Source organism: Pseudarthrobacter sp. rb (assembly GCF_056389225.1).
The window spans coordinates 85,063-111,259 of sequence record NZ_JBWJAR010000009.1 but is presented as its reverse complement, the minus strand read 5'-3'; the positions used below and the strand labels follow the sequence as shown (position 1 = coordinate 111,259).

Sequence of the window (26,197 nt, the reverse complement as noted above, 5' to 3'; positions counted from 1 at the left end):
AGGAAACCATGAGCACCTCCGGCAGCAGCACAGGCAAGGGCCCCCTCTACATCGGTGTCAGCACCAAGATGTACCTGGGCTACCAGGAAAGCCTGCGCTGGCTGTCGGAGGTGCGTTCCATCGTCGATGACAGGCCCGGACTGGGCAAGGCTTCCGCCACGGAGTCCCCGGTCCGGGTCTTCGTCATCCCGTCCTTCCCTGTCCTGGAGCCCGCCGCGCGGATCCTGGCAGGTTCGCCCGTACTCCTCGGCGCACAGAACTGCGCCTGGGGCGACGGGCCGCTGACCGGTGAAGTCAGCCCCGGCATGCTGGCCGAACTCGACGTCTCACTCGTCGAGATCGGCCATGCCGAGCGCCGCCGGCTGTTTGGCGAGGACGACGCCGTGGTGGCTCGCAAGGTGCGTGCCGCCGTCGGCCATTCCCTCACCCCGCTGCTCTGCATCGGCGAGCCGGACAGGCTCGACGCCGGAGCTGCCGCCGCCTTTTGCGTGGAGCAGGTCCGCGCCGCCACGGCCGGTGACCCGGCCCTGCTGAACCGCCTGGTCCTGGCCTACGAGCCTGTCTGGGCCATCGGTGCGCAGGAGCCCGCCCCACCGCACCACGTCAACGCCGTCCTGGCGCAGATCCGCGCAACGCTTGGCCCTGCCTGCCCGCTGATCTACGGCGGCAGCGCCGGGCCCGGACTGCTTCCCCGCCTGCCCGCCGCGGACGGACTCTTCCTGGGCCGCTTCGCCCACGATGCCGCCAACCTTGGCCGCGTGCTGGACGAAGCCCTCCTCCTGCGTCAGACCGACGCGCCCGCCAACAGCTCGTCCAGCCGCTCATAGCCTTCGGACATGCCGCCCTCCATGCCTGAGTGCAGCATGCCGTCCCGGGCCTCCATGCTTTGGTACATGGCGTGGCCCCGCAGCCTGCACCGGCCGCCGTCCAGCGCCTCGAACGTCATGGACTCCAGGCTGACCGAGTCCGGATAACCGCCGAACTCGAACGTCTGCAGGGCGAACTCGTTCTCGCGCACCGTGTGGAAGATGCCACGGAACTCGTACGGCACCCCCTCCGGACCCGTATGGATGTACCGGTAGCTCCCGCCGGTACGGAAGTCGTAGTGGTCCATTTCCATCTTCATGCCCCGCGGACCGAGCCATTGGGCCACCAGTTCCGGGTCCTTGTGGGCCCGGAACACGTCCGCCACCGGAAAGTCGAACTCCCGCTCAAAGTCGATGTAGGGGAGTCCCTCGGGGGCGGTGATCTTCAGTTGGTTGGTCATTTCCTGTCCTTTGCCTTTGGCGCCGTTTGCCCGGCGCTGGATTCAAGCACCGCATCGAGGCTGCGGAACTGCCCTTCGCGGACCAGCCTGTACTGGTCGATCCAGGCCGTGAGCGCCTCCAGCCGTGCGGGGTCCAGGTGAACGGGCCTGCGCTGGGCGTCCCTGCTGCGGGTGACCAATTTCGCCTGCTCGAGTACCTGGATGTGCTTCGAGACTGCCTGCTTGGAAATCTCGAAGGGCTCGGCCAGCTCGTTAACGGTGGCCGGACCACGGCTTAACCGGGCAATGATGCGTCGACGAACGGGGTCGGCCAGGGCAAGGAAAGCCACGTCCAAAGCCGCGTCGTCATACGCCACCATTCCCCCTCCTCTTAATCAACATAAACGTTTATCAACCTTTCGGTTGATCAATGCTAAGCCCGCTCTGGTTCCCGCCGCAAGAGGGGCCGTGCTAGGCCAAAATCAGATTTGTTAGTATGTCAATACAAACTATTAGAGGGAGAAGCTTCATGCCATTGGTTCGCATTGACGTCAACGAAGGCCGCACTGCCGATGAGCTGCAGCAGCTGAGCCGCGGCATCCACGATGCCATCCTTGAGGAATACGGCATTCCGGAGCGGGACTACTTCCACATCCTCACCGAACACGCGCAGGGCCAGATCTTCGCCCAGGACGCCGGGCTGGGCTTCGAGCGCACCGGGGGAGTGGTGATGATCCAGATCTTCACCCAGGGCGGCCGATCCCAGGAGGCGAAGCAGCGGCTCTTTGCTGCGGTGGCTGAAAAGCTTGCGGCAGTGGGGGTTGCCGGCGAGGACGTCTTCATTGGCTATGTCGAAAACACTGCCGGCGACTGGTCCTTCGGGTTTGGCCGCGCCCAGTACGTGACCGGCGAGTTGGCCGTTCCCCGGAAGTAGTGCGGATGTGCCGATTTGTAGCGGGATGGGCACGTTTCAACGCTTGTTGTAAGTATGTCAGTACAAACCTTTGACAGGACATTCAATCTAGGGCAAAGTAGTCCCTGTGGCCCACGCCACGGCCTGCCAGTCCCGGAACTCCTGCTCCTCAAAGGATCCGAGTTCCACACCAGAAAGGTCCACGATTCCCGTGACCCACGAGCTTCTTACGATCGGGCGCATCAGCGTTGATATCTACCCGAACGACATCGGGGTTGGCCTGGAGGACGTCAACTCCTTCGGCAAATACCTTGGCGGTTCACCGTCCAACGTCGCCGTTGCCGCTGCCCGGCACGGCCGCCGGACCGGCGTCATCACCCGCACCGGGGACGATGCGTTCGGCACCTACCTCCACCGGGAACTGCACAAGTTCAACGTCGACGACACCTTTGTCACGCCGGTTGCCGGCCTGCAGACACCGGTGACATTCTGCGCAATCAAGCCCGCCACGGACGAGTTCCCGCTGTACTTCTACGGCCGTTTCCCCACCGCTCCGGACCTGCAGATCATGGCTGAAGAGCTGGACCTGCGTGCCATCCGCGAGGCCGGTATTTTCTGGTCCACGGTGACCGGCCTGTGCCAGGAGCCTTCCCGGTCCGCGCACATCGCCGCGCACCAGGCCCGTCCCCGGACCGGCCTGGCCGGGGGACAGTTCACCGTCCTGGACCTGGACTACCGTCCCATGTTCTGGGCGTCCGAAGAGGAAGCCCGCGCAGAGGTGGCCAGGATCCTCCCGCACGTTACTGTCGCCATCGGCAATGACAAGGAATGCGCCGTGGCCGTGGGGGAGGGAACCCCTGATGAGCAGGCGGACCGGCTGCTGGCCGCCGGCGTGGAAATCGCCGTCGTCAAGCTCGGCGCGGAAGGAGTGATGGCCAAGACCCGCACCGAACGCGTGGTCTCCGCTCCCGTCTCGGTGGAAACCCTGAACGGCCTGGGGGCCGGCGACTCCTTCGGCGGCGCCTTCTGCCACGGGCTGCTGTCCGGTTGGCCGCTGGAACAGGTCCTGGACTACGCCAACGCCGCCGGTGCCATTGTGGCCTCCCGCCTGTCCTGCGCCGATGCGATGCCGACGCCGGACGAGGTCACCTCGCTGCTGGCTGAACGCGGACGTACCGTGCCGGGTGCGGTTTCCGGCGCTTCCATTCCCGAAGGAGCAGCACTGTGACCCTCACCTCCCTTGCCTCGAACCACGCCGTGGATGATGATCCCCGCCGTTACGAGCACCTGAGCACCATCCGCCTGGAAGATCCGGACGCCGTGGCCCGTGCCGCGAAGGCACGCCGCCGCCACCCCGGCGTGAAGGCCGGCCGGCAGAACTTCATCGTCGCCGCCGACCACCCCGCCCGCGGCGCCCTGGCTGTCGGCAGCGATCCGGTGGCCATGGCGGACCGCCGGCAGCTGCTGGACCGGCTCCGGATTGCCCTGGCCAACCCGGCCGTTGACGGTGTCCTGGCCTCCCCGGACATCATGGACGACCTTCTGCTGCTGGGCGCCCTGGACGGCAAGCTGGTGTTCGGATCGATGAACCGCGGGGGGCTGTCCGGCCTGGTGAACGAGTTCGATGACCGCTTCACCGGCCACACCGCCGCCGCTTTGGCGGCCCTTGGTGCGGACGGCGGCAAGATGCTGACCCGTATCTGCCTGGGCGACCCGGACACCGTGGTGACCCTGGAAGCGACAGCGAAGGCCATCGACTCGCTGGCAGAGCGGAAACTCATCGCCATGGTGGAGCCCTTCCTGTCGGTCCGCGAGAACGGCCGGGTCCATAACGACCTGTCTCCCAACGCGGTCATCAAGTCCATCGCCATCGCCGAGGGCCTGGGCTCCACCAGCGCGTACACCTGGATGAAGGTGCCCGTGGTGGCCGAAATGGAACGCGTCATGGCCGCCACCACCATGCCCACCGTCCTGTTGGGCGGTGACCCGGACGGGTCCCAGGACGAGGTCTTCGCCACCTGGGGTGCCGCGCTGGCTCTGCCCGGGGTCCAGGGCCTCACCGTCGGCCGGACCCTGCTCTATCCCGCGGACGGGGACGTCGCCGGCGCTGTTGCCGCGGCAGCCTCGCTCCTGCACCACACCACTGAACTCGCGGAGAACTAGCCATGGGCACAACAACAGGAACGCGCAGAATGACGGTGGCGCAGGCCGTCGTCGAATACCTTTCCCGGCAGTACAGCGTGGACACGGTGGGCGGCGTTGACTACCGTGAGCGGCTCATTCCGGGCACGTTCGGGATCTTCGGGCACGGCAACGTGGCCGGCGTGGGACAGGCGCTGAAGCAGTACCAGCAGCTGGACCCGGCCCTGATGCCGTACTACCAGGGCCGGAACGAACAGGCCCAGGTCCACCAGGCAGTTGGCTACGCCCGGCACACCCGCCGCCGCCAGACCTACGCCATCAGCACCTCCATCGGCCCGGGTTCCTCCAACCTGCTCACCGGTGCCGCGCTCGCCACCACCAACCGGCTCCCTGTCCTGCTGCTGCCGTCCGACACGTTCGCGACCCGCGCCGCTGACCCGGTGTTGCAGCAGCTGGAGCAGCCGTACGCGTACGACATCACCGTTAATGACGCGTTCCGGCCGCTGTCCAAGTTCTTCGATCGGGTGAACCGTCCGGAGCAGCTGTTCTCGGCGTTCCACCACGGCCTGCGCGTCCTCACGGACCCGGCCGAGACTGGCGCTGTCACGATTTCGCTGCCGCAGGACGTCCAGGCCGAGGCCTTCGACGTCCCCGCCGAGTTCCTGGCCGAGCGGGAATGGCGGATCCGCCGCCCCGACGCCGACGACGAGGACATCGCGCGGGCCGCCGCAGCCATCCGCGCCGCCAAGCGTCCGCTGATCATCGCCGGCGGCGGCGTTCTCTACGCCTACGCCAACGAGGAACTGGCCAAGTTTGCCGAGCTGACGGGGATCCCGGTGGGCAACACCCAGGCAGGCGTCGGCGTCCTGCCCTGGGACCACCAGTTCTCCCTCGGTGCCATTGGCTCCACCGGCACGACGGCGGCCAACGCCATCGCTGCCGAGGCGGACCTGATCATCGGCATCGGCACCCGCTATGAGGACTTCACCACCGCGTCACGGACCGCGTTCCAGAACCCGGATGTGCGCTTCGTGAACATCAACGTCGCCCCGATCGACGCCTACAAGCACGGCACCACGCTGCCGATCGTCGCCGACGCCCGCAAGGCCCTGGTGAAGCTCAACGCCGCCCTGGGCGGCTACCGGGTAGGGGCGGACCTGGAACAGAAGATCGCCGCGGAGAAGAAGCGCTGGAACGCCACGGTGGACGAAGCCTTCGACACCCGCTCCACGCCGCTGCCGGCGCAGAACGAGATCATCGGCGCCACCAATCGGGCCATGGATCCCCGCGACGTTGTCGTCTGCGCGGCCGGGTCCCTGCCCGGGGACCTGCACAAGATGTGGCGCGTACGGGACCCGTTCGGCTACCACGTCGAATACGCCTACTCCTGCATGGGCTACGAGATCCCCGGCGGCCTGGGCGTCAAGCGTGCAGCGATCGCCGAAGCGGCCGGCACGACGGCGGCAGGCGCCCTTGGCGGGGAAGCCGCCCAGGTGCGGGACGTCGTCGTAATGGTGGGGGACGGCTCCTACCTGATGATGCACACCGAACTGGTCACCGCCGTCGCCGAACGCATCAAACTGATCGTGGTCCTGATCCAGAACCACGGCTACGCCTCCATCGGCTCCCTGTCCGAATCCCTCGGGTCCCAGCGGTTCGGCACCCAGTACCGGGCCCTGAACGAGGAACAGCACAGCTTCGACGAAGGTGAGACCCTGCCCGTGGACCTGGCCCTGAACGCCGAGTCCCTGGGCGTGAAGGTCATGCGGATCGAACCGGGGGAGAAGGTCATCGCTGAACTCGAACAGGCCATCCGCGACGCGAAGGCCGCCCCCGAGAACAGTGGCCCGATCCTGATCCACGTCGAATCCGACCCCCTCCTGGACGCACCGTCCTCCGAGTCCTGGTGGGACGTCCCCGTCTCCCAGGTCTCCGAACTGGAATCCACTAAACAGGCCTTCCAGACCTACGTCGACCACAAGAACCGCCAGCGCAAACTCCTCGGCTGACCCCTCATCTTCATCCCCTTCGAATGCTCAAGGAAGAGTCCCATGACTGCCACCACCACCGAAACCGTCATTAACCACTTCATCAACGGTGCCGAAACCGCCGGCGAGGGTGACCGCACCACCAACGTGTACAACCCGGCCACCGGCGACGTCTCCGCCACCCTGCGCCTGGCTAACCGCGCCGACCTGGACACCGCCGTCGCTGCCGCCCGCAAGGCCGCCGACACCTGGGGCGACATCTCCCTGGCCAAGCGCACCGCTGTGCTGTTCAAGTTCCGGGAACTGGTCGCCGCCCACGTCGAAGAGTTGGCCCAATTGGTCACGGCTGAGCACGGAAAGGTGATCTCCGACGCCAAGGGTGAAATCGGCCGTGGCCTTGAAGTCATCGAGTACGCCTGCGGCATCCCCACCCTCCTCAAGGGTGACTACTCGGACCAGGTCTCCACGGGCATCGACGTCTTCAACTTCCGCGAGCCCCTCGGTGTCGTGGCGGGTATCACCCCGTTCAACTTCCCGGTCATGGTGCCGCTCTGGATGGCCCCGATGGCGATCGCCACCGGCAACGCCTTCATCCTCAAGCCCTCGGAGCGCGATCCCTCCGCCTCGCTGCTGCTGGCCAAGCTCTGGAAGGAAGCCGGCCTGCCGGACGGCGTGTTCCAGGTCCTGCACGGCGACAAGGAAACCGTTGACGGGCTGCTGACCCACCCGGACGTGGACGGCATCTCCTTCGTCGGTTCCACTCCGATCGCCCAATACGTCCATGAGACCGCCACCAGGCACGGCAAGCGCGTCCAGGCCCTGGGCGGGGCGAAGAACCACGCCATCGTGATGCCTGACGCCGACCTGGACAACGCCGCCGACCACCTCGCCGCCGCCGCCTTCGGTTCCGCCGGTGAACGCTGCATGGCGATCTCCGTCGCCGTGGCCGTCGGGGACGCAGCCGACCTCATCGTCAAGAAGGTCGAAGAGCGGGCCCTGGCCGTCAAGGTCAACAACGGCACCGCGCCGGACGCCGAAATGGGCCCCGTCATCACGCCCGCCTCCAAGGACCGCATCGTCAGGATCGTCACCGAAGCCGAGGCCGCAGGTGCCGCCATGGTGGTGGATGGCCGCGACCTGGTGGTCCCCGGGCACGAGAACGGCTTCTGGGTCGGCCCCACCGTGCTCGACCACGTCAAGACCGAAATGACGGCTTACACGGAAGAGATCTTCGGGCCGGTCCTTGTTGTGGTCCGTGTCGACACCCTTGAAGACGGCATCAAGCTGATCAACGCCAACCCCTACGGCAACGGCACCGCCATCTTCACTTCCTCCGGCGCCGCCGCCCGCAAGTTCCAGCGCAGCGTCACCGTGGGCATGATCGGCATCAACGTGCCCCTGCCCGTCCCGGTGGCCTACCACTCCTTCGGCGGCTGGAAGGCTTCCCTCTTCGGCGACAAGCACATCTACGGCCCCGAAGGCGTCAGCTTCTACACCCGCGGCAAGGTTGTCACCTCCCGCTGGCCCGAAACCCACCACGCCTCCGGCGCCTCCTACAACTTCCCCTCCAACTAGGACACCCCCGTCGATTGCTCCGTAACCGCCGTTATGAGCGTCCAAAAGGGCGGTTACGGAGCAATCGATGCAACGAAAAGGACAACGCTGTCATGACTGAAAACAAGCTGATCATCGGCACGGCGCCGGACTCCTGGGGTGTCTGGTTCGCGGACGATCCGAAGCAGACCCCATGGGAACGCTTCCTCGATGAGGTGGCCGAATCCGGCTACAAGTGGATCGAACTCGGACCGTACGGCTACCTGCCCACCGACCCCACCCGCCTGGCGGAGGAGCTGAAGCAGCGCGACCTGCAGATCTCCGCCGGCACGGTGTTTACCGCCTTCCACCGCGGCCTTGACCAGTGGGAAACCGCCTGGGAACCGGCCCGCAAGGTCGCCGAGCTCACCGCGGCCATGGGCGGCGAGCATATCGTGGTCATCCCCGCCATGTGGCGCGATGACGTCACCGGTGAAGCCGTGGAAAGCGGCACGCTGAGTGAAAAGGCCTGGAACGACCTGTTCGCCGGCCACAACCGCCTGGGCAAGACCCTGATCGAGGACTTCGGCCTGAAGCAGCAGTTCCACTCCCACGCCGACTCCCACGTTGGCGCGCAGGCGGACATCGAAACGCTGCTCGGAGCCACCGATCCCCAGTACCTGAACCTCTGCCTGGACACCGGACACGCCGAGTACTGCGGCGCCTCCAGCTTGGAACTGATCAAGAACTACCCGGACCGGATCGGCTACCTGCACCTGAAGCAGATCAACCCGGACATCCTCAGGAAGGTGAACGAGGAAAACATGACGTGGGCCGCCGCCAACCTGGCCGGCGTCATGACCGAACCGCCCACCGGCCTGCCCGACCTGCGCGCGGTCATCGAAGCAGTGGAGGCGCTCAACCGGCCCATCTTCGGCATCGTGGAACAGGACATGTATCCGGTGGCCTTCGATGTACCGATGCCCATTGCCAAGCGCACCCGCAACTACCTGCTGTCCTGCGGCTCCCGCACCGCCGTCAGCTAACCCCGTCCCAGACACCAAAAGGACCAGAACAATGACTGAAACCCTTCGCGTCGCCGTCGTCGGCGCAGGCCGCATGGGCGCCGACCACATCCAGCGCATCAACAAGCGCATCCATGGCGCGGAAGTTGCCGCCGTCGTCGACGTCGACCTTGCCCGCGCCCAGGCCGCCATCGAAGGCATCCCCGGCGCAGTGGCCCTCGCCGATGCCGAAGAGGCCCTCAACAACGGCGACGTCAACGCCGTCCTGATCGCCACCCCGGGCTTCCTGCACGAGGACATCCTGCTCAAGGCCCTCGCCAGGGACATTCCGATCCTCTGCGAAAAGCCCCTCACCCCCGACGCCGCATCGTCCTGGAAAATCGTCGAAGCCGAGGTGGCACTGGGCCATCAGCGGATCCAGGTGGGCTTCATGCGCCGCTTCGACGCCGAATACGCCACGCTGGGTTCGATCATCCGCAACCACGAACTCGGCGAACTGCTGATGCTGCACCACCAGCACCGCAACCCGGGCACCCCCGAGGGCTTCACCAACGAGATGCTGATCAACGACTCCGTGGTCCACGAGTTCGACGCCATCCGGTTCTTCACCGGCGAGGAAATCACCAGCGTCCAGGTCCGCCTGGGCAAGGCGACCAGGAACGCCCCGAACGGCCAGCACGATCCGCAGCACGTCCTGCTGGAGACCGAGTCCGGCGTCCTGGCCGACGTCGAAATCTATGTCAACGCCAAGTTCGGCTACGAGGTGGCTACGCAGGCCTCCTTCGAAGAGGGCATTGTCTGCATTGGCGGCGACAAGGGACCCTACACCCGCAGCGCCGGCCATTGGGGCGGCAACGTCACGCCCGGGTTCGAGGAGCGCTTTGGTGCGGCGTACGACGTCGAAATCCAGTCATGGGTTGACGCTGCACTTAAGGGCGACATCGGCGGCCCCTCCGCCTGGGACGGGTACGCCACCGCAGCGTGCTGCGAAGCAGGCGTCGAAGCGCAGAAGAACGGCGAAAAGGTCGCCGTGAAGCTGGCCGCAAAGCCCGACCTCTACAAGTAGGACAGGAGAAGGGGGACGGAGCCATTTCCGTCCCCTTTTCCGTTCCCCTGACTTATCCACAATGGAGTGTTTTTCGTGAAAATCGCACTTGACCCCACCCCGTTCCACCACTCGCACAGCCTGCTGGAATTCCCCAGGGTGGTGGCGGACCTTGGCTACAAGTACATGCAGATGACCCCGCACGCGGACTTCATCCCCTTCTTCAACCACCCCAAGGCGGACGACGACCTGGTGGGCCAGCTGAAAAAAGCCTGCCGCGACGCCGGAATCGAGATTGCCTCGGTCCTGCCGGTGCTCCGCTGGTCCGGCCCGGACGAGGATGCCCGCGAAGCAGCCGTCCGCTACTGGAAACGTGCCATCCAGATCACCGTTGACCTGGGCGTCAGCACCATGAACAGCGAGTTCAGCGGCCGGCCCGAGAAGGCCGAGGAGTCCGAGCGGGCGTTTTACCGCTCCATGGAGGAACTGCTGCCCATCATCGAGCGTGAGGGCATCGACCTGCTGATCGACCCCCACCCTGACGACTTCGTGGAGGAAGGCCTTGCCGCCATCCGCGTGATCCGCGGCGTGAACTCAAAGAACGTGGGCATGGTCTACGTGGCGTCCCACAGCTTCCACATGAAGAACTCGCCGCTGGATATCATGCGGGCCGCCGGGGACAAGCTTCGCCTGGTCCACGTGGCCGACACCATGGACCACCACGCCTCACACGGCCTGCGCTACATCACCAACCCGCCAGGCAACCCGGTCCGGGTGCACCAGCACCTGAAGATCGGCGACGGCGACGTGAACTGGGACGAGTTCTTCGGCGGCCTGAAGGAAATCGGCTTCCTGGACCGCGAGAATACTGTGATGGTCTCCAGCGTCTTTGCCGAGAATGAAAATGCCGAGGAGGTCTCCCGCTACCAGCTGGAGACCATGAAGCAGTACGTCCAAAAGGTCAGCGTATGAGTTCGACTGTTTCCGGTAAGGCAACTGTAAAGCAGCCGGGCAACCACCAGCGGGCGCTGCGGACGGCCACCATCATCTCCACGTTCGGCGGGCTGCTGTTCGGCTACGACACCGGCGTCATCAACGGCGCCCTGCCGTACATGCAGGAGGATCTGGGCCTCACCCCGCTGACAGAGGGCCTGGTGACCTCGTCGCTGCTGTTCGGTGCCGCCTTCGGTGCCCTGTTCGGCGGCCGACTGGCAGACCGCAACGGCCGGCGCAGGATGATCATGGTCCTTGCGGTCATCTTCCTGCTGGGCACGCTGGGCTGCACGTTCTCGCCAAACACCGAAGTGATGATCGCCGCCCGGTTCATCCTGGGTCTCGCGGTGGGCGGCGCATCCGTCACGGTTCCCGTCTACCTGGCCGAGGTATCGCCCAGCAACCGGCGTGGCCGGATTGTCACCCAGAACGAACTCATGATCGTCACCGGGCAGCTGCTCGCCTTCATCTTCAACGCCTACCTCGGCAACACCTTTGGTGAAGCCGGCGGCATCTGGCGCTGGATGCTGGTTATCGCCACCCTGCCGGCCATTGCCCTGTGGATCGGGATGAACTTCATGCCGGAGAGCCCCCGCTGGCTGGCCTCCATCGGCAGCTTCGGTGAGACACTCAGCGTGCTGCAGCGGATCCGTTCGCAGGAGGAGGCGCGCAGGGAGTTCGAAGAAGTCAAAGCCATGGCCGTGGAGGACTACAAGTCCAAGATGGGCTCCTGGAAGGACCTGGGAATCCCCTGGCTGCGCCGGATCTTCTTCGTGGGCCTCGGCCTTGCGGTGATCCAGCAGATCACCGGCGTGAACTCGATCATGTATTACGGAACACAGATCCTGTCGCAGTCCGGCTTCGGCCGGGAGGCGGCGCTGACGGCCAACATCGCCAACGGCGCCATCTCGGTCCTGGCCACGTTCGTCGGGATCTGGCTGCTGGGCAGGGTGGGCCGGCGCAGGATGCTGATCACCGGCCAGTTGGGAACCACGGCGGCGCTGCTGCTCATCGGCCTCTTCTCCCTGATCCTGCCTGAAGGCTCAGCCCGCGGGTTCGTCATCCTGTCCCTCACCGTGACGTTCCTGGCCTTCCAGCAGGGCGCCATCTCCCCGGTGACGTGGCTGATGCTTTCGGAAATCTTCCCGCTGAAGATCCGTGGCCTGGGCATGGGCGCCTCAGCGTTCCTGCTGTGGATCGTGAACTTCCTGATTGGATTCGGCTTTCCACAGCTGCTGGCCGCCATTGGGATCTCCAACACGTTCTTCGTCTTCGCCGTGCTGGGGGTGGGCGCCATCGCCTTTGCCGCAAGGTACGTGCCCGAAACCAAGGACAAGAGCCTGGAGGACCTGGAGCACTACTTCAAAAATGTGGCAGGAAGGGAACCTGACGCCGCCGGGAGCCGGCGCGCCTTCTAGCGAACCATCGTCTCGAGCACTTTTTGGATGCCCTGTTGAGCTTGTCTCAACGGGGCATCCTGCGTTTTGACTGGCCGCAGTACCTGCAGCAGCGACTTGGACGCCCCAAAGTAACCCTTCATTACGTCAGAACATGCTAATGACAGGACAAAGTATTGACTTTTGTGAGTCGCATCACCATGATCGTGGGGAAGGCAATTCAACCCACGTAAGGAAGCGTGGGTTCAGCCAGAAAATCAAAGGAGATTTATCGTGAAGAAGTTTTCGTGGCGCAAGGCGGTCCTGGTGGCGGCCGTTGTTCCGATGATGGCTCTCAGTGCTTGTTCCAGCCAGGGCGGTAAGCCTGCCGACAGTGGCAAGGCCGCCGGCGCCGGACAGGCGGCCACCACTGACAGGATTAAGGTTGCGCTGATTACCCACGCGGCTCCGGGCGACACCTTCTGGGACATCGTCCGCAAGGGCGCCGAAGAAGCTGCAGCCAAGGACAACGTGGAGCTCCTGTACACCTCGGACCCCGAAGGTGGCCGCCAGGCACAGCTGATCGAGCAGGCCGTGGATCAGAAAGTCGACGGCATCGCAGTCACGCTTGCCAAGCCCGACGCGCTGAAGACTGCCTTGAAGAAGGCAACGGATGCCGGCATCCCGGTGGTCAGCCTCAACGCCGGTGAGTCGGTCTCCGCGCAACTGGGCGCCTTTACGCACTTCGGTTCAAACGAGAAACTCGCCGGTGCCGCTGTTGGCCAGAAACTCGCGAGCGAATCCGTGTCCCATCCCATCTGCGTGATCCAGGAACAGGGCCACGTTGGCCTGGAGGCCAGGTGCGCTGGAGTCAAGGAAAAGATTCCGGGAACAGAAGTCCTCTACGTTACGGGCACGGACATGACCCAGGTATCCTCCACCGTCACTGCAAAGCTGCAGGCAACGGCGGACGCCGACGCCATCATCGGATTGGGTGCCCCGTACACGCTGACCATCCTGAAGGCTGTCAGCTCCGCCGGCAGCAAGGTCAAGGTGGCCTCATTCGACATGAACGCCGAGCTTGCCCAGAAGATCGCCAACGGCGAGATCCTCTTCACCGTGGACCAGCAGCCGTGGCTGCAGGGTTATGGCGCCATCGATTCAATCTGGCAAAACAAGCGTGGCGGCTTCACCATCGGTGGCGGCCAGCCGGTACTCACCGGTCCGGCCATCGTGGACAAAGCCGCAGCAGCCAAAGTGCTCCAGTTTGCCCAGCAAGGCGTCCGCTAACCACCCCGTGTCTCTGGACGAGGAACGGCCAGGCACAAAGGAGAACATCATGACCGCGACACATACACTCAAGAGGCCAGCGGCAGCAACCACGGATGAGCGGGTGGGTAAACGCAATCAACTGCAGAAGCTATTGGGCAGGCCTGAAGTCGGCGCCCTGGTAGGCGCGATTGTCCTCTTTATATTCTTTGCTTCAGTTTCACAGACGTTCATTCAACCCAATGCTTTTGCCACCGTGCTTTACGGCAGTTCGACAATCGGGATCATGGCCGTGGGCGTTTCCTTGCTGATGATCGGAGGGGAGTTCGACCTTTCCACTGGTGTAGCAGTCATCAGTTCCGCCCTTACAGCGTCGATGTTCAGCTGGTACTTCAGCGTGAACGTATGGGTTGGCGTGGTCCTTGCTTTGGTTGTTTCACTCGGCATCGGCTACATCAACGGCTGGATCCTGATGAAGACCAAGCTCCCGAGCTTTATTGTCACCCTCGCGACTTTCCTGATGCTGACGGGTTTGAACCTGGGCCTGACACGCCTGATCGGAGGCGGCGTCTCGTCGCCGTCCATTTCCAACATGGATGGATTTGCCTCCGCGAAAGCAGTCTTTTCCTCATCCGTGAACATCGCCGGGGTAGAGGTAAAAAACACTGTATTCATCTGGATCGCACTGGTCCTGGTCGCCTCCTGGGTGCTTCTAAGGACCAAGGTGGGCAACTGGATTTTCGCCGTCGGCGGCGACGAGAACGCAGCCCGCGCAGTGGGCGTGCCGGTCAAGGCCACCAAGATCGGGCTTTTCATGGCCGTCGGCTTCTGCGGCTGGGTTTTGGGCATGCACAACCTCTTCGCGTTCGACGCGGTGCAGTCGGGTGAAGGAGTCGGCAACGAATTCCTTTACATCATCGCCGCGGTGATCGGCGGCTGCCTCCTCACGGGCGGCTACGGTTCCGCCGTGGGCGGCGCGATCGGTGCGTTCATCTTCGGAATGGCCAATAAGGGCATCGTCTACGCACAGTGGAACCCGGACTGGTTCAAGTTCTTCCTGGGCCTGATGCTGCTGTTGGCCACCATCGTGAACCTCATCGTCAAACGCCGTGCTGAACTCAAGTAAGGGGCCGAACATGAATGCCAAACAAATCGATCAGCAGACGTTGCTCCGGAACGAGGCGGACCCGCTGACGCACACTCCGGTGCACCTGCTCTCCTTGGACGGGGTCGGCAAGCACTACGGAAACATCGTGGCGCTGCGGGACGTGACCATGGCCGTGGACAACGGCAGGGTCACATGTGTCCTTGGTGACAACGGAGCCGGAAAGTCCACCCTGATCAAGATCATTGCCGGCCTGCACCAGCATGACGAAGGCGTGCTGCAGATCATGGGCGAGGAGCGGAAGTTCAGCTCTCCCAGGGAGGCCCTGGATGCCGGCATTGCCACCGTGTACCAGGACCTTGCGGTGGTGCCGCTGATGCCGATCTGGCGCAACTTCTTCCTGGGGTCCGAGCTGACCACCGGAAAAGGGCCCTTCCAGCGGATGGATGTCCAGGCAATGAAGGACATCACCAAGAAAGAGCTCGCGGACATGGGCATCGACCTGCGCGACGTGGAACAGCCCATCGGCCAGTTGTCAGGCGGCGAGCGGCAGTGCGTGGCCATTGCACGCGCGGTGTACTTCGGTGCCAAGGTCCTCATCCTGGACGAGCCGACGGCGGCCCTGGGCGTCAAACAGTCGGGTGTGGTTTTGCGTTACATCCTGCAGGCCCGTGACCGCGGGCTGGGGGTCATCTTCATCACCCACAACCCGCACCACGCCTTCCCCGTCGGGGACAGGTTCCTGCTGCTCAAGCGTGGCAAGTCCATCGGCTACTACGACAAGAAGGACATCACCCTGGACGAGCTCACGGCCCAGATGGCCGGCGGCGCAGAACTTGCAGAGCTTGCCCACGAGCTCGAACAGCTCGGCGGACATGGGGATGTGGTCAAGGAAGTCCAGGCCGAGGTTGCCGACGTGAGCCACACGTCCGAGCCGTCAAGGGACAGCAGCCCGCGGCACGTGTAGCAGGACCGGACGGGCCCGCCGGATATGGACTGGACGGGCCCGCCGCTACCTGCCAATGGTGCAAGGAAAGAACAGCAGACGGGAAGACAGCATGCCGATCCGGGTTGGCGTCATTGGCGCCGGTGTCATGGGCGCAGACCACATCAAGAACCTGGGCACCGCCATCAGCGGGGCCGACGTCACCTTCGTAGCAGACCTCGACGCCGGGCGGGCCGCGGAAGCGGCGCCTCCATCGGCACGCATCACCACCGATCCTTCCGAGCTGATCAACTCCAGCGAGGTGGACGCCGTCGTTGTTGCCTCGCACGACTCAACGCTGCTGTCGCTGGGCTTCATGCGGCGCTTTGATCCCGGGTACGTGGCCCTGCGCAGGTCCGTGCAGGAACGGGCCCAGGGTGAGCCGCTGATTGTCCGCTGCACCAGCCGCAACGCCGCTGCGGGCCCCGGCACCACAGCGGAATCCGCCATTACCAACTCGGCCATCCACGAGCTGGACATCATCCCCTGGCTGCTGGGTTCGCCCATCACTGAAGTCTCATGGCAGGCGGGGCGGAGCAGCGTGGAAGAAGCCGGAACCCGCCGGGCTGCCGTGCCTGCGGACTGGCGGCCCCGCTTCGCCGAAGTCCTTGGCCGGCCAGAAAGGCTGCATGCCACATCGGCCAGCCGCAGCCGTCCGGGGTCAACACCCAGCTCCCTGCAGTGATGCAGTTCGCCGACGGCGGTGAGGTCCAAAGCCCGCAGCGCCCCCTCGCTGCCTCCACCCGGACCCTGGAAGTAGCCGACGAAATCTGCCGCCAGCTTCCATCGAGTTTCCAGGCCAATGCAACAGCTGCCTGGGTTTCTATTGATCCATTACTGAAAGGACGAGCCAATGGCTTACATACCGCACAAGCAAACACCAGGTCCCGCACCCGTCCGGATCGGGCTCATCGGTTCCGGCTGGATGGGGGCTTTCCATGCCGAGAGCATCGCCCGCCGAGTCCCCGGTGCTGAGCTGGCCGCCATCGCGGACCCCAACGTCGAATCCGCCCAGGCCCTTGCCACGGAACTGGGCACCGCCAAGGTCACAGCCAGCGCCGAAGATATCTTTGCGGACCCGGAGATCGACGCCGTCATCATCGCCAGCCCGGCACGGTTTCACTCGGCACTGATCGCGCAGGCCGCAGCCGCCGGGAAACACGTTTTCTGCGAGAAACCCGCCGGCCAGTCCCTGGAGGAACTCGATGCCGCGCTGGAAGCTGTGGAGGAAGCCGGTGTGCACTTCCAGATCGGCTTCAACCGCCGGTACGCCGACGACTTCCAGGCTGCCAAGAAGGACCTGGCAGCCGGCATCGCCGGAACGCCGCAGCTCCTGCGCTCGCTGACCCGCGATCCCGGAAACGGAAGCATCCCCAACGCGGCACGGGTCCCGGCCTGGACCATTTTCCTGGAGACCCTCATCCACGACTTCGATACCCTCAACTGGTTCAACGAGGGCGCAGAGCCGGTGGAGGTGTACGCGGTGGCGGATGCACTGGTGGAGCCTTCCCTGCGCAGCCAGGGTTTCCTGGACACCGCGGTGGTCACCATCAGGTACAGCAACGGCGCGGTGGCGGTGGCGGAAGCGAACTTCAGCGCGCTCTACGGGTACGACATCCGCGGGGAAGTCTTTGGGTCCAAGGGCATGGTCCAGGCCGGGCGCGCCACGGAAACTGCAGCCCGCCGGTACACGGCCGAGGGGCTCTCGGCAGACACTCCGCGCCTCAACGTCGAGCTCTTCCGCCAGGCCTACACCGACGAACTTGCTGATTTTGCAGGGGCCGTACGTGCCCGGCTGGACGGCAAGCCGTCGCCGTCGTCCGACGTCACCCTGACTCCCGGCGCTGCCGACGCCCGCCGCGCCCTTGCCATGGCACTGGCCTGCATTGAGTCCGTCAAGAGCGGGGCCCCCGTTGCCGTTGCCGAGAAAGCCGCACTCTGATGCGCCTGGCAGTCTGCGCGGAGATGGTCTACCCCGACCTTCCGTTTGTGGAGCGGGTGCGCCGCATCCACGAGGCCGGCTTCGACGTCGAACTGTGGGATTCGCGCAGCAAGGACATCCAGGCGCTGAAGGCCACCGGTGCCGTTTTCTCGTCCATGACGGGCTACACCTCAGGCAGCCTGGTGGACCCGGACACCTGCGATGACGTGGTCCGGACAGCCGAATCCTTGATCCCCACCGCGCTGGAACTCGGCGTGAGCCGCATGGTGGTGCATCCGGCCGAACTGGTGGACGGTCACGCCGCCCGCCCGGCCTACCGTTCCACTGGTCGCATGTGGGCAACAGGCGCGCGGACCCTCGAGAGGCTCGGGAACCTGGGCGAACCGCACGGCGTGACATTCTGCCTGGAAAACCTCAACACTATCCTTGACCATCCCGGCATCCCACTCGCACGGGCCAAGGACACACTGGCCTTGGTGGAAGCTACGGCGCATCCCTACGCAAAGCTGATGCTGGACCTTTACCACGCGCAACTGGGGGAGGGGAACCTGATTGAGCTGGTGCGTTCAGCCCTGCCGTACATCGGCGAAATCCAGGTGGCGGACGTGCCCGGCCGTTGCGAGCCGGGCACCGGGGAGATCAACTACGCCGCGGTCGCCAAGGCCCTTGCCGGGCTTGGATACCAAGGCACCGTGGGTATGGAGGCCTGGGCCAAGGGTGACAGCGACGCCGCCCTTGAAGCCTTCAGAACGGCGTTCACCGTCTATGCGGAGGAAGAACTGTGAAAACTGTGACTCTTGGCCTGGTGGGTGTGGGCCGGATCGGCAGCATGCACGCGGATAACATCGCCAGGCTCAACGATGCCATGAAACCGGAAGGCATTGAGGTCAGGCTGCGGCTTACCGACGTTGCCGAAGATCATGCCAGGACCGTCGCCCACAGCTTGGGCGCGGAGTTCCTTCCGTCCGTGGAAGCGCTGCTCGCCTCCGGCCTGGACGGACTGGTGGTTGCCACCGGCACGGGTACGCATCCTGGCCTCATCAAGGCAGGGGTGGATGCCGGCATTCCGGTCTTCTGCGAAAAGCCGGTGGCCTTGAATGTTGCCGATGCCCTGCCTGTGCTGGACTACATCCGGGACAAGAACGGCGTGGTCCAGATCGGCCACCAGCGCCGTTTCGATGCCGGCTACCTGGAAGCACGGAGGGCTTATCAGGCAGGCGAGTTGGGGTGGATCCACTCCCTGCGCGCGGTCACCTGCGACATGGCCCCGCCGCCCGTGGAATTCCTGGCCACCTCCGGCGGGCTCTTCCGTGACTGCTCGGTGCACGACTTTGACATCCTTCGCTGGCTGACCGGCCGTGAAATCGTAGAGGTCTATGCCAAGGGATCCAACAACGGGGACCCGGAGATCGGCGCTGTAGGGGATGTGGACACAGCGCTGGCGCTGGTGACCTTCGACGACGGCACAGTAGGCACGGTCTCGGCGACCCGGTACAACGGGGCGGGCCACGACGTGCGGCTGGAAATCCAGGGGTCCAGCCGGTCGCTCATGGTGGGCCTCGACGACAGGACCGCTTTGGCATCAGCCGAGCCCGGCGTGTTATTTCCCTCGGGCGAGCCGCACACGACGTTTGCCGGGCGCTTCGACCAGGCCTACCGTTCCGAGATGGCCGCGTTCGTTGAGCTTGTCCTGGGCCGTCGGGACAACCCGTGCACGCCCGAGGACGCTGTGGCCGCCTCCCGGGTGGCCGATGCCGCGCAGGCGTCCCTGGCCACCGGCCTTCCGGTCCGGGTGGCAGGAGCCGTAGCCAGCCGGGTGGCCTGAGCCGCGCCCCGGTCAGGACAGCGCGTGCAGCTTGGGGAGCGCGTCAACCAAGGGGGCCAGTTCCGGAATGTCCCGCGCTGCGCCCAGGGCATGTTCGAGGGTGGCATCGTGCACCGGCCTCGCTTCCTCCAGGAGGCTGAGGCCGGTGGGTGTCAGTTCCGTGTAGATACCGCGGCGGTCGTCGTCGCACAGGATCCTGGTCAGGAGGCCGCGGTCCTCCAGCCGGTTCACCAGCCTTGTGGTGGCGCTGGGGCTCAGGGCGGTGGCGCGCGCCAGCTGCTGCATGCGCATGTGCCATCCGTCCTGACGGCTGAGGGCGTCCAGCACCGTGTACTCCACCACGGAGAGCTTCGACTTCGCCTGGAGGGCCCGTTCCAGTTCGTTTTCGATCAGCCCGTGCAGGGCCGCCAGGGTGCGCCAGCCCTGGGCGCGGACTTCGACGGCGTCGTCCTTGATGCCCATGCTTGCTCCTTCACAGAACGGCTCCGCAAAGAGGCCATCCGTAGCTCGAATCAGATAGTTGCTTGCGCGGTATATTTGCATGTGCAACAATAAATACCGCGCCTGCAACTATCTTAGGCGCCTCCCATCCCTGGAACAACCACACGCAGCTCAAGGAGCATTCGCATGCCTGTTGGCCTGATAGCACTCGCCCTTGGCGGGTTTGGCATTGGACTCACTGAATTCGTCATCGCCGGTCTCCTCCCGGAGGTAGCGGCGGACTTCAGGGTGAGTGAAGCGTCGGCCGGCTGGTTCATCTCCGGCTATGCGCTCTCCGTTGTGGTGGGCGCGCTGGGCCTGACGGCCGCCGTGACACGTTTCCAGCGCAAGCCGGTGCTGGCCGCCCTGCTGGTCCTGTTCATCGCCGGGAACCTGCTCTCCGCCACGGCGGACGGCTACTGGCCCATGATGCTGGGCCGCGTTGTCGCCGCCCTCTCGCACGGCGCCTTCTTCGGGATCGGGGCCGTGGTGGCAGCCGGCATGGTCCCGCCCAGCAAGAAGGCCGGCGCCATCGCGCTCATGTTCACCGGCCTGACCGCGGCGAACGTCCTGGGCGTCCCGTTCGGAACGCTGCTGGGCCAGGCAGCAGGCTGGCGTGCCACCTTCTGGGCCATCACGGCCATCGGGGTGGCCGCGCTCGCCGGCATCCTGGCGCTGGTCCCCACGCCAGCAGGTGCGACCGAAGAAGCTGGCAGCCTCCGCTCGGAGCTCCGCGCCTTCCGCTCGGGGCAGGTGTGGCTTTCCATTGTGGTGACCATCCTGGGCTTCGGCGGCATGTTCGGCGCGTTCACCTACATCGCCTACACCCTGACTGAAGTCTCCGGATTCGCGGCGTCAACCGTGCCGTGGCTGCTCATTGTCTTCGGCGTGGGCCTCTTCGCCGGCAACACCCTGGGCGGTAAGGCCGCCGACCGCAACGTGGACAGGACGCTCCTCGTGGTGCTCGCCGCGCTGACCGTGGTCCTGGTAGCGTTCGCCCTGACAGCCGCCAATCCTGCCCTGACGGTCATCTCGCTGGTCCTGATGGGAGGCTTCGGCTTTGCCACCGTGCCGGGCCTGCAGATGCGCGTGATGAAGTACGCCTCGGGGGCGCCCACACTCGCCTCCGGCGCCAACATCGGAGCCTTCAACGTGGGCAACGCCCTGGGCGCATGGCTGGGCGGCGTCACCATCACAGCAGGGCTCGGCTACACCTCGCCCAGTTGGGCCGGCGCGGCCATCACGCTTGCGGGCCTGGGGGTCATGGCACTCGCCGCGGCTGGCGCCAAGCGGAGCGAAAAGCACGCGGAGGGCCAGGTCCAGGCGGCGGAGGAGCTGGTCAGCCGCTAAGCGGCGGGACGCGAGGAGCTGCGCACCCTCAGTGCGGGTCAGGCGCCGAACGGCAGCCGCGGGTCGATGTCCTGGCTCTCCCAGGTCTGCCGCACCCAGCCGTGGTGCGGGTCGTCACTGATCAGCCACTCCCGCACGGGACCGGGGCCCGCCATGACATTCAGGTAGTACATGTCGTAACCGGGCGCGGCCATGGCAGGACCGTGCCACCCGTAAGGAACCAGGACAACGTCGCCCGTGCGGACTTCGGCCGAGACATCAATGGGGCGCTCGTCGGAGGCGTAAACGCGCTGGTAGCCGATGGCGTCGGCGTCGGAGGGAGCCCCTGACCCTGCCGCCACCTGTGTCTCGAAGTAGTAGATCTCCTCCAGGGAGGTCTCGCCGTCCTTCTCCTCATCATGCTTGTGCGGAGGATACGAGGACCAGTTCCCGGCCGGGGTGAGGACCTCGCAGACGATGAAGCGGTCGGCCTCGAGTGCTGCCGGCGTGCCGAAGTTGTGGACCTGGCGTGAGCAGTTGCCGGCGCCGCGCAGTTCCACCGGCGTTTCGGTCGCGGATACCAGCCGGGTGGGGTACGACGCGTTCGCCGGTGCGGTGGCCACGGCAACGCGGCCCCCTTCGGCAGAGCTGATGCTCACGGCGCGGCCGGTGCCGGAGTAGAGCACGTCCGTCGGCCCGGAGAAGACCGAGGGCCGGCCGTTCAAGGGATGGTCGGTGGCGTCAACGGTGACGATGAAGGACCCGTTGAGGGGCACAACGATCCGTTCCTCGTCCCCGGCGGGAAGTTCGACGGCGGCGCCGGCAGGCACGGTGGCCACCTTCAGTCCGGTGTGTGCCCAGCCGTCTACGGTGAGAGAGGAGTCGGATGTTCCGATCGAGACATCCCATTTGCCGTCGGCGGCGGTGCCCAGGGGGTAGACCCAGTTGGTCATGGAGTTGGCTCCTTGGATTATCGCTGTACGAGTGTCATTTCGAAGCTGTAGGAATCGGCGCGGTACACATGCTGTCCTGTTTCCACCCGGCGTCCGGTATCGTCCACGGCGGTGCGTTCCATGGTGACCAGCGCGGATCCTTCGCTGGTTTCCAGCATGGAGGCCTGGTACTCATTAGCGGTCATGGCGCCGATCCGCTGGGTGGCCAGCCGGAAGTTCACCCCGCCGCGGCGGAGGATCGAGTACAGGCCCTCGGCACCGAGCATTGCCTCGTCCATCTCGGCGATGTCGTCGCGCACCCAGTTCTCCATGAGGGCCAGGGGTTTGCCGCCCACTTTCCGCAGCCTGGTGAAGTGGTACACCTTCGAGCCTGCGGGGAGCTGGAGCGTGGCCAGGATGGCGTCGTCGGCCTCGATGTGGGAGAAGCTCAGGACTTCCGTGGTGGGTTTCTTGCCGTTGTTGGTGAGGTCGTCATAGAGGCTGGACAGCTCCAAAGGGCGTCGCACCTGGCTGGAGACCACCTGCGTTCCCACGCCGCGCTTGCGCACCAGCAGGCCGGACCGGACCAATTCGTCCATGGCCTTGCGCATGGTTGGCCGGGACAGGTTGAGCTGGGCTGCCAGGTCGATCTCGTTATCCAACCGGCTGCCGGGCTCCAGCACGCCACTGTAAATGGCTGCCTCGATGCCCTGGACCACCTGGTGGTACAAGGGCACGGGGGAGGAGCGGTCGATGCTGAGTCCCAGGTTGTTCGCCACAGTGCATTTCCTCATACGTCGGTGTCAGCACCTTGATCTGGTCTCGACGCCGGCGCTGGCGGGCCTCTTCGGCATATGTCCGCTTGATAGGACATAGTTTCTTCCTTGAATCGTAGCAGGCGCCTGCCGCCGGTCAAGGGATTGCGTCCGCACCCCGCCCGACGAGGCGTCTCCGCGCCGTGCTGTACATGAACGACTCCCTCAACATGACCGCCTCGAGGAAGCCAGTGTGGTGAGCGCACTGCTGTTCCCGGGTGCCGCCGTCGGCGCCCTCACCGGAGGCGGCATGGCCGACCACCGCGGGGCCTGCCCGGCGCCTTTCCGTGATTGACGAAAAGGGCAGGGTCCGGTCCCGCGTTTGCGTCCGGTGGCCTAGGCTGGCTCCATGATGTGGACTGTGGGGCAGCAGCCGTGAATTACGCCGGAAGCCTTGGCCCCCGTCCCCGCACCCTCGAGGTACAGGACCTGGCGAGCTTCGACCGTCTGGTGGCCGGCGGTGCGGTCAATCTGCACGGCTGGCATGCACAGTCCCTGGACCTGCGGGGCCGGTCGGCCGCACTGAAAAGCGTCAGCGTCGAAGGCGCCATGTTCCTCGGCTGCCTCTTTGACGACGGCATGGAAGCCAACCTGCGCGGCCGCGGTGCCCTGATCTTTCCGCGGCTTGATGGCGTCCCCTTCGACCCCTACCGGGCTTCGCTGTATTCACCGGCCGAGCTGTATGCCGGTCTTGCCAGGTCCCCGTACGAGGAACTGCCGGATGCCCGCATCTACCACTGGAGCATCCAGCCGGGGCAACGACACCGCGTGGACGCAACCCTGGCCTCTGCCCTGCACGACCATGCAATCGGGGACGCGCTGGAGGAACTGACGCGATCGGAGGCGTGGACCCGCCGGTCCATCGTCGGTGTCATGGGCGGCCATGCCGCGCCCCGGGGGAGCCGGGAGTTTGCGGACGCAGCGCGGCTCGGGAAGCTGCTGGCCGGTGAGGGCTATTCGGTGGCCACCGGCGGCGGCCCCGGTGCCATGGAGGCGGCTAACCTGGGCGCCTACCTGTGCCAGGCGTCCGACGGCGACTTGGAGGCGGCGCTTGCCACGCTCGCGGTGGTCCCGGGGTTCCGGCCGTCCGTGTCGGCGTGGGCGCGGGCGGCGGCTGCCGTCGTCGAACGCCATCCGGACGGGACTCCGTCGCTCGGGATCCCCACCTGGTTTTACGGGCATGAGCCGCCCAACTACTTTGCCACGCACATCGCCAAATACTTCGCCAATGCCATCCGCGAGGCCATCCTGCTGGAACTGTGCCACGGCGGCATCGTCTTCCTGCCGGGAGCCGCCGGCACCGTCCAGGAGATCTTCCAGGACGCCTGCGAGAACTACTACGGCGCCCGCGAAAAGGTGGCCCCCATGGTCCTGGTGGGTCGGCGCTACTGGGAGCAGGAGTATCCGGCCTGGCCCATGCTGCGCAGCCTGGCCGCCGGCAGGGCCATGGCGGACTACATCCACCTGGTGGACACGGTGGATGAAGCAGTGGAGGTCCTCCGGCAGCGCTGAACGCTGCCGGAGGACCTCCACGAAGTGTCCTTTGCCTGGTGCTAGCCGACGGCCGTGCCGAAGAGCAGGCCCAGCAGGTACGTGATGGCTGCCGCGCCCAGGCCGATGGCAAGCTGCCGCAGGCCGCGGGTCAGCGGGGAGGTGCCGGACAGCAGGCCGACGGCGGCACCGGTCGCCAGGAGCGCGATGCCCACCAGGGCGCCTGCGACCACGAGGGCAGCGACGCCGGTGAGGCCGAACAGGAACGGCAGGATGGGGACGATGGCGCCGGAGGCGAAGAAGCAGAAGCTGGACAGCGCCGCACCCCAGGCCGTGCCCACTGCCTCATGCTGGTCCTCTTCCTCCGGCAGGTCCGGCTGCAGGGACAAGCTGGGGTCGCAGTCGCAGGGCAGCAACCCCATGCGCTCGGCCACCCGGTGTTCGGCCGCTTCCCGGGACATGCCGCGGGCCAGGTACACCAGGAGCAATTCATTGTGCTCGAGGTCAAGCTTGGGTGCGGCCGCCAGCGTGACCTGCGTGGGCCGGGTGGCCGCCAGCAGTTCGCGCTGGGAGCGGACGGAAATGAATTCGCCCGCGCCCATGGACATGGCACCGGCCAGGAGCCCGGCGATGCCGCTGAGGAGCACCACGCTGCTGGCCACGCCGGACGCGGCCATGCCCATCACCAGGGAGAGGTTGCTGACCAGGCCGTCGTTCGCGCCAAAGACCGCGGCGCGGAAGGTACCGGCCAGGCGGTTGCGCCCACGGGTGGCCAGGCCCCGCACCACTTCCTCATGGATCTGCTCATCAGCGGCCATGGCGGCTGTGGCGTTGGGGTCCTTGGCATAGGGGGAGCGGCCCTCGGCGCGCTGGGCCAGGGCAAGCACAAACACGGAGCCAAAGTGGCGGGCCAGGAATCCGAGGAAACGGCTCCGGGCGGAGGCCCTTTTCGGCTTGCCTGCGTGGTCGCCCAGCAGCGCCAGCCAATGGGCCTCATGCCGGCCTTCGGCCTCGGCCAGGGCAAGGAGGATGGACCGTTCCTCGCCCTCGCGGTTCTGGGCCAGGTCCCGGTAGACGGCGGCTTCCGCGCGCTCGTCGGCCAGGTATTGGCGCCACCGCTTGATGTTCGACGGCGAGGGCTGGGTTGGGTTGCCGGCCCCGGCGGGCGTGGCGTGGGATTCGGACTGGGCGTGCTGCGACACTGTAACTCCTGGGCTGGAAAGGGCATGTACTCGCGCCTTTGCCCTGCCAGCCTACTGCGGATTTCCGCGGTTTTTTGGCTGGCAAACCTCGCTGGGAAGTTTCGGTTGACCTTAAAACGTCGGGTGCCCCGGCTGCAGTTAGGGACTCATTTCCGGGACCGCGGCGGCTATTGACCCGTCCGCCCGGCCGGTGCTCTGATGAAGGTGTGGCGCAGCCTGCGCCCTACCTGAAAGAGCACGTCAGGCGAACATACGGAGGTTGAATCATGAGCACCACCGGACAGCACCCGGACATGCCGCACCTGGACGCCGTCGAAGCGGACCCCGCCTACGATTACGCCGAGGATGCACCGGTAGACGACGCGGACTGGGACGCGGAAGACGAATTCATCGACGAGGAAGAGCCGGTGGTCCAGCCGGCCCCGGTAGTCATCGACGCCGAGGACCGTGAGGTCCCGCTGGATGACGACGAGCGCGACACGGGGGAGTAGGACTTACGACGGCGGCACCTCCTTTCGCTGCAGGGCGAAAGGAGGTGCCGCCGGCGTGCGTTTAATCCCT

At 65.6% G+C, this 26,197-nt stretch carries 25 protein-coding genes and 1 pseudogene; 20 read left to right on the top strand and 6 right to left on the bottom strand.

Going from position 1 to position 26,197, the window contains the following annotated elements; genetic code table 11:
• Positions 1-8: 8 nt before the first annotated feature.
• Positions 9-827, top strand: coding sequence for a triose-phosphate isomerase family protein (locus ACWRN3_RS13815; RefSeq protein ID WP_476740978.1), 819 nt, complete (start codon positions 9-11; stop codon positions 825-827).
• Here the strand turns inward: ACWRN3_RS13815 and ACWRN3_RS13810 are convergent.
• Complete coding sequence (locus ACWRN3_RS13810; RefSeq protein WP_324644266.1) at positions 785-1,267, bottom strand: SRPBCC family protein; 483 nt, start codon at positions 1,265-1,267, stop codon at positions 785-787. The genes ACWRN3_RS13815 and ACWRN3_RS13810 overlap by 43 nt on opposite strands.
• Entirely contained in the window at positions 1,264-1,626 is a 363-nt protein-coding gene (locus ACWRN3_RS13805) for an ArsR/SmtB family transcription factor (RefSeq protein WP_476740977.1), read from the bottom strand. The genes ACWRN3_RS13810 and ACWRN3_RS13805 overlap by 4 nt, the downstream gene beginning before the upstream one ends.
• Positions 1,627-1,775: 149 nt before the next feature.
• Here ACWRN3_RS13805 and ACWRN3_RS13800 point away from each other — a divergent pair, with 149 nt between their 5' ends.
• The 16 genes and pseudogenes from ACWRN3_RS13800 to ACWRN3_RS13725 all read left to right on the top strand — a co-directional run bounded on the left by ACWRN3_RS13800 (position 1,776) and on the right by ACWRN3_RS13725 (position 19,387).
• A complete protein-coding gene (locus ACWRN3_RS13800; RefSeq protein ID WP_476740976.1) occupies positions 1,776-2,180 on the top strand; it encodes a tautomerase family protein in 405 nt (134 codons plus the stop codon).
• 190 nt (positions 2,181-2,370) lie between these two features.
• A complete protein-coding gene (gene iolC / locus ACWRN3_RS13795; RefSeq protein ID WP_476740975.1) occupies positions 2,371-3,387 on the top strand; it encodes a 5-dehydro-2-deoxygluconokinase in 1,017 nt (338 codons plus the stop codon).
• A complete protein-coding gene (locus tag ACWRN3_RS13790; RefSeq protein WP_476740974.1) occupies positions 3,384-4,322 on the top strand; it encodes a Cgl0159 family (beta/alpha)8-fold protein in 939 nt (312 codons plus the stop codon). Before iolC ends, ACWRN3_RS13790 begins: the two co-directional genes overlap by 4 nt.
• A 29-nt stretch (positions 4,323-4,351) precedes the next feature.
• Complete coding sequence (gene iolD, locus ACWRN3_RS13785; RefSeq protein WP_476740973.1) at positions 4,352-6,310, top strand: 3D-(3,5/4)-trihydroxycyclohexane-1,2-dione acylhydrolase (decyclizing); 1,959 nt, start codon at positions 4,352-4,354, stop codon at positions 6,308-6,310.
• Positions 6,311-6,352: 42 nt separating this feature from the next.
• The gene (locus tag ACWRN3_RS13780) at positions 6,353-7,864 is read left to right on the top strand and encodes a CoA-acylating methylmalonate-semialdehyde dehydrogenase (protein WP_476740972.1); all 1,512 of its coding nucleotides are present in this window, start codon (positions 6,353-6,355) and stop codon (positions 7,862-7,864) included.
• A 92-nt stretch (positions 7,865-7,956) separates the two neighbouring features.
• Positions 7,957-8,868, top strand: coding sequence for a sugar phosphate isomerase/epimerase family protein (locus ACWRN3_RS13775; RefSeq protein ID WP_476740971.1), 912 nt, complete (start codon positions 7,957-7,959; stop codon positions 8,866-8,868).
• A gap of 31 nt (positions 8,869-8,899) precedes the next feature.
• Positions 8,900-9,913, top strand: coding sequence for a Gfo/Idh/MocA family protein (locus ACWRN3_RS13770; protein ID WP_476740970.1), 1,014 nt, complete (start codon positions 8,900-8,902; stop codon positions 9,911-9,913).
• 75 nt (positions 9,914-9,988) lie between these two features.
• Positions 9,989-10,864 (top strand): sugar phosphate isomerase/epimerase family protein, encoded by an 876-nt coding sequence (locus tag ACWRN3_RS13765; protein WP_476740969.1) that lies wholly within the window; start codon positions 9,989-9,991, stop codon positions 10,862-10,864.
• Positions 10,861-12,303, top strand: a complete 1,443-nt coding sequence (locus tag ACWRN3_RS13760; protein ID WP_476740968.1) for a sugar porter family MFS transporter — start codon at positions 10,861-10,863, stop codon at positions 12,301-12,303. Before ACWRN3_RS13765 ends, ACWRN3_RS13760 begins: the two co-directional genes overlap by 4 nt.
• A gap of 252 nt (positions 12,304-12,555) precedes the next feature.
• On the top strand, positions 12,556-13,551 hold the full coding sequence (locus ACWRN3_RS13755; protein WP_476740967.1) for a substrate-binding domain-containing protein: 996 nt from the start codon (positions 12,556-12,558) through the stop codon (positions 13,549-13,551).
• Between the two features lie 49 nt (positions 13,552-13,600).
• Complete coding sequence (locus ACWRN3_RS13750) at positions 13,601-14,656, top strand: ABC transporter permease (RefSeq protein ID WP_476741021.1); 1,056 nt, start codon at positions 13,601-13,603, stop codon at positions 14,654-14,656.
• A 10-nt stretch (positions 14,657-14,666) separates the two neighbouring features.
• Positions 14,667-15,602, top strand: coding sequence for an ATP-binding cassette domain-containing protein (locus ACWRN3_RS13745; RefSeq protein ID WP_476740966.1), 936 nt, complete (start codon positions 14,667-14,669; stop codon positions 15,600-15,602).
• Positions 15,603-15,693: 91 nt separating this feature from the next.
• Positions 15,694-16,224 (top strand): annotated as a pseudogene (locus ACWRN3_RS13740) (Gfo/Idh/MocA family protein); the annotation flags it as partial.
• 249 nt (positions 16,225-16,473) lie between these two features.
• A complete protein-coding gene (locus ACWRN3_RS13735) occupies positions 16,474-17,562 on the top strand; it encodes a Gfo/Idh/MocA family oxidoreductase (RefSeq protein ID WP_476740965.1) in 1,089 nt (362 codons plus the stop codon).
• The gene (locus ACWRN3_RS13730) at positions 17,562-18,347 is read left to right on the top strand and encodes a TIM barrel protein (RefSeq protein ID WP_476740964.1); all 786 of its coding nucleotides are present in this window, start codon (positions 17,562-17,564) and stop codon (positions 18,345-18,347) included. The genes ACWRN3_RS13735 and ACWRN3_RS13730 overlap by 1 nt, the downstream gene beginning before the upstream one ends.
• Positions 18,344-19,387: a Gfo/Idh/MocA family protein gene (locus ACWRN3_RS13725; RefSeq protein ID WP_476740963.1), complete on the top strand. Its 1,044-nt coding sequence runs from the start codon at positions 18,344-18,346 to the stop codon at positions 19,385-19,387. The genes ACWRN3_RS13730 and ACWRN3_RS13725 overlap by 4 nt, the downstream gene beginning before the upstream one ends.
• A gap of 12 nt (positions 19,388-19,399) precedes the next feature.
• Here ACWRN3_RS13725 and ACWRN3_RS13720 read toward each other — a convergent pair whose 3' ends face one another.
• Positions 19,400-19,849 carry a MarR family winged helix-turn-helix transcriptional regulator gene (locus ACWRN3_RS13720; protein WP_476740962.1) on the bottom strand — a complete coding sequence of 150 codons (450 nt, stop codon included), beginning with the start codon at positions 19,847-19,849 and terminating at the stop codon, positions 19,400-19,402.
• Positions 19,850-20,014: 165 nt separating this feature from the next.
• Between ACWRN3_RS13720 and ACWRN3_RS13715 the strand changes: the two genes are divergently transcribed.
• Complete coding sequence (locus tag ACWRN3_RS13715; protein ID WP_476740961.1) at positions 20,015-21,217, top strand: MFS transporter; 1,203 nt, start codon at positions 20,015-20,017, stop codon at positions 21,215-21,217.
• Positions 21,218-21,255: 38 nt separating this feature from the next.
• On the opposite strand, the gene iolB is transcribed toward ACWRN3_RS13715, so the two are convergent.
• Together iolB and ACWRN3_RS13705 are read right to left on the bottom strand one after the other, a co-directional pair.
• Positions 21,256-22,149 (bottom strand): 5-deoxy-glucuronate isomerase, encoded by an 894-nt coding sequence (gene iolB / locus ACWRN3_RS13710; RefSeq protein WP_476740960.1) that lies wholly within the window; start codon positions 22,147-22,149, stop codon positions 21,256-21,258.
• A gap of 17 nt (positions 22,150-22,166) precedes the next feature.
• On the bottom strand, positions 22,167-22,907 hold the full coding sequence (locus tag ACWRN3_RS13705; protein WP_324644281.1) for a GntR family transcriptional regulator: 741 nt from the start codon (positions 22,905-22,907) through the stop codon (positions 22,167-22,169).
• 411 nt (positions 22,908-23,318) lie between these two features.
• On the opposite strand from ACWRN3_RS13705, the gene ACWRN3_RS13700 reads away from it, so the two are divergent.
• Complete coding sequence (locus ACWRN3_RS13700; protein ID WP_476740959.1) at positions 23,319-24,455, top strand: LOG family protein; 1,137 nt, start codon at positions 23,319-23,321, stop codon at positions 24,453-24,455.
• 41 nt (positions 24,456-24,496) lie between these two features.
• Here ACWRN3_RS13700 and ACWRN3_RS13695 read toward each other — a convergent pair whose 3' ends face one another.
• The gene (locus ACWRN3_RS13695) at positions 24,497-25,636 is read right to left on the bottom strand and encodes a VIT1/CCC1 transporter family protein (protein ID WP_476740958.1); all 1,140 of its coding nucleotides are present in this window, start codon (positions 25,634-25,636) and stop codon (positions 24,497-24,499) included.
• Between the two features lie 266 nt (positions 25,637-25,902).
• Here ACWRN3_RS13695 and ACWRN3_RS13690 point away from each other — a divergent pair, with 266 nt between their 5' ends.
• Positions 25,903-26,127: a hypothetical protein gene (locus ACWRN3_RS13690; protein ID WP_159632808.1), complete on the top strand. Its 225-nt coding sequence runs from the start codon at positions 25,903-25,905 to the stop codon at positions 26,125-26,127.
• Positions 26,128-26,197 lie beyond the last annotated feature (70 nt).

Excerpts from the sequence above, each read along its gene's own strand:
- ACWRN3_RS13750 (WP_476741021.1), top strand. The coding sequence starts at position 13,601 with ATGACCGCGACACATACACTCAAGAGGCCAGCGGCAGCAACCACGGAT.
- ACWRN3_RS13720 (WP_476740962.1), bottom strand. The coding sequence starts at position 19,849 with ATGGGCATCAAGGACGACGCCGTCGAAGTCCGCGCCCAGGGCTGGCGC.
- ACWRN3_RS13730 (WP_476740964.1), top strand. The coding sequence starts at position 17,562 with ATGCGCCTGGCAGTCTGCGCGGAGATGGTCTACCCCGACCTTCCGTTT.
- ACWRN3_RS13805 (WP_476740977.1), bottom strand. The coding sequence starts at position 1,626 with ATGGTGGCGTATGACGACGCGGCTTTGGACGTGGCTTTCCTTGCCCTG.
- ACWRN3_RS13745 (WP_476740966.1), top strand. The coding sequence starts at position 14,667 with ATGAATGCCAAACAAATCGATCAGCAGACGTTGCTCCGGAACGAGGCG.
- ACWRN3_RS13690 (WP_159632808.1), top strand. The coding sequence starts at position 25,903 with ATGAGCACCACCGGACAGCACCCGGACATGCCGCACCTGGACGCCGTC.
- ACWRN3_RS13760 (WP_476740968.1), top strand. The coding sequence starts at position 10,861 with ATGAGTTCGACTGTTTCCGGTAAGGCAACTGTAAAGCAGCCGGGCAAC.
- ACWRN3_RS13780 (WP_476740972.1), top strand. The coding sequence starts at position 6,353 with ATGACTGCCACCACCACCGAAACCGTCATTAACCACTTCATCAACGGT.
- iolD (WP_476740973.1), top strand. The coding sequence starts at position 4,352 with ATGACGGTGGCGCAGGCCGTCGTCGAATACCTTTCCCGGCAGTACAGC.
- iolB (WP_476740960.1), bottom strand. The coding sequence starts at position 22,149 with ATGACCAACTGGGTCTACCCCCTGGGCACCGCCGCCGACGGCAAATGG.
- ACWRN3_RS13715 (WP_476740961.1), top strand. The coding sequence starts at position 20,015 with ATGCCTGTTGGCCTGATAGCACTCGCCCTTGGCGGGTTTGGCATTGGA.
- ACWRN3_RS13775 (WP_476740971.1), top strand. The coding sequence starts at position 7,957 with ATGACTGAAAACAAGCTGATCATCGGCACGGCGCCGGACTCCTGGGGT.
- ACWRN3_RS13770 (WP_476740970.1), top strand. The coding sequence starts at position 8,900 with ATGACTGAAACCCTTCGCGTCGCCGTCGTCGGCGCAGGCCGCATGGGC.
- ACWRN3_RS13810 (WP_324644266.1), bottom strand. The coding sequence starts at position 1,267 with ATGACCAACCAACTGAAGATCACCGCCCCCGAGGGACTCCCCTACATC.
- ACWRN3_RS13735 (WP_476740965.1), top strand. The coding sequence starts at position 16,474 with ATGGCTTACATACCGCACAAGCAAACACCAGGTCCCGCACCCGTCCGG.
- ACWRN3_RS13800 (WP_476740976.1), top strand. The coding sequence starts at position 1,776 with ATGCCATTGGTTCGCATTGACGTCAACGAAGGCCGCACTGCCGATGAG.
- ACWRN3_RS13815 (WP_476740978.1), top strand. The coding sequence starts at position 9 with ATGAGCACCTCCGGCAGCAGCACAGGCAAGGGCCCCCTCTACATCGGT.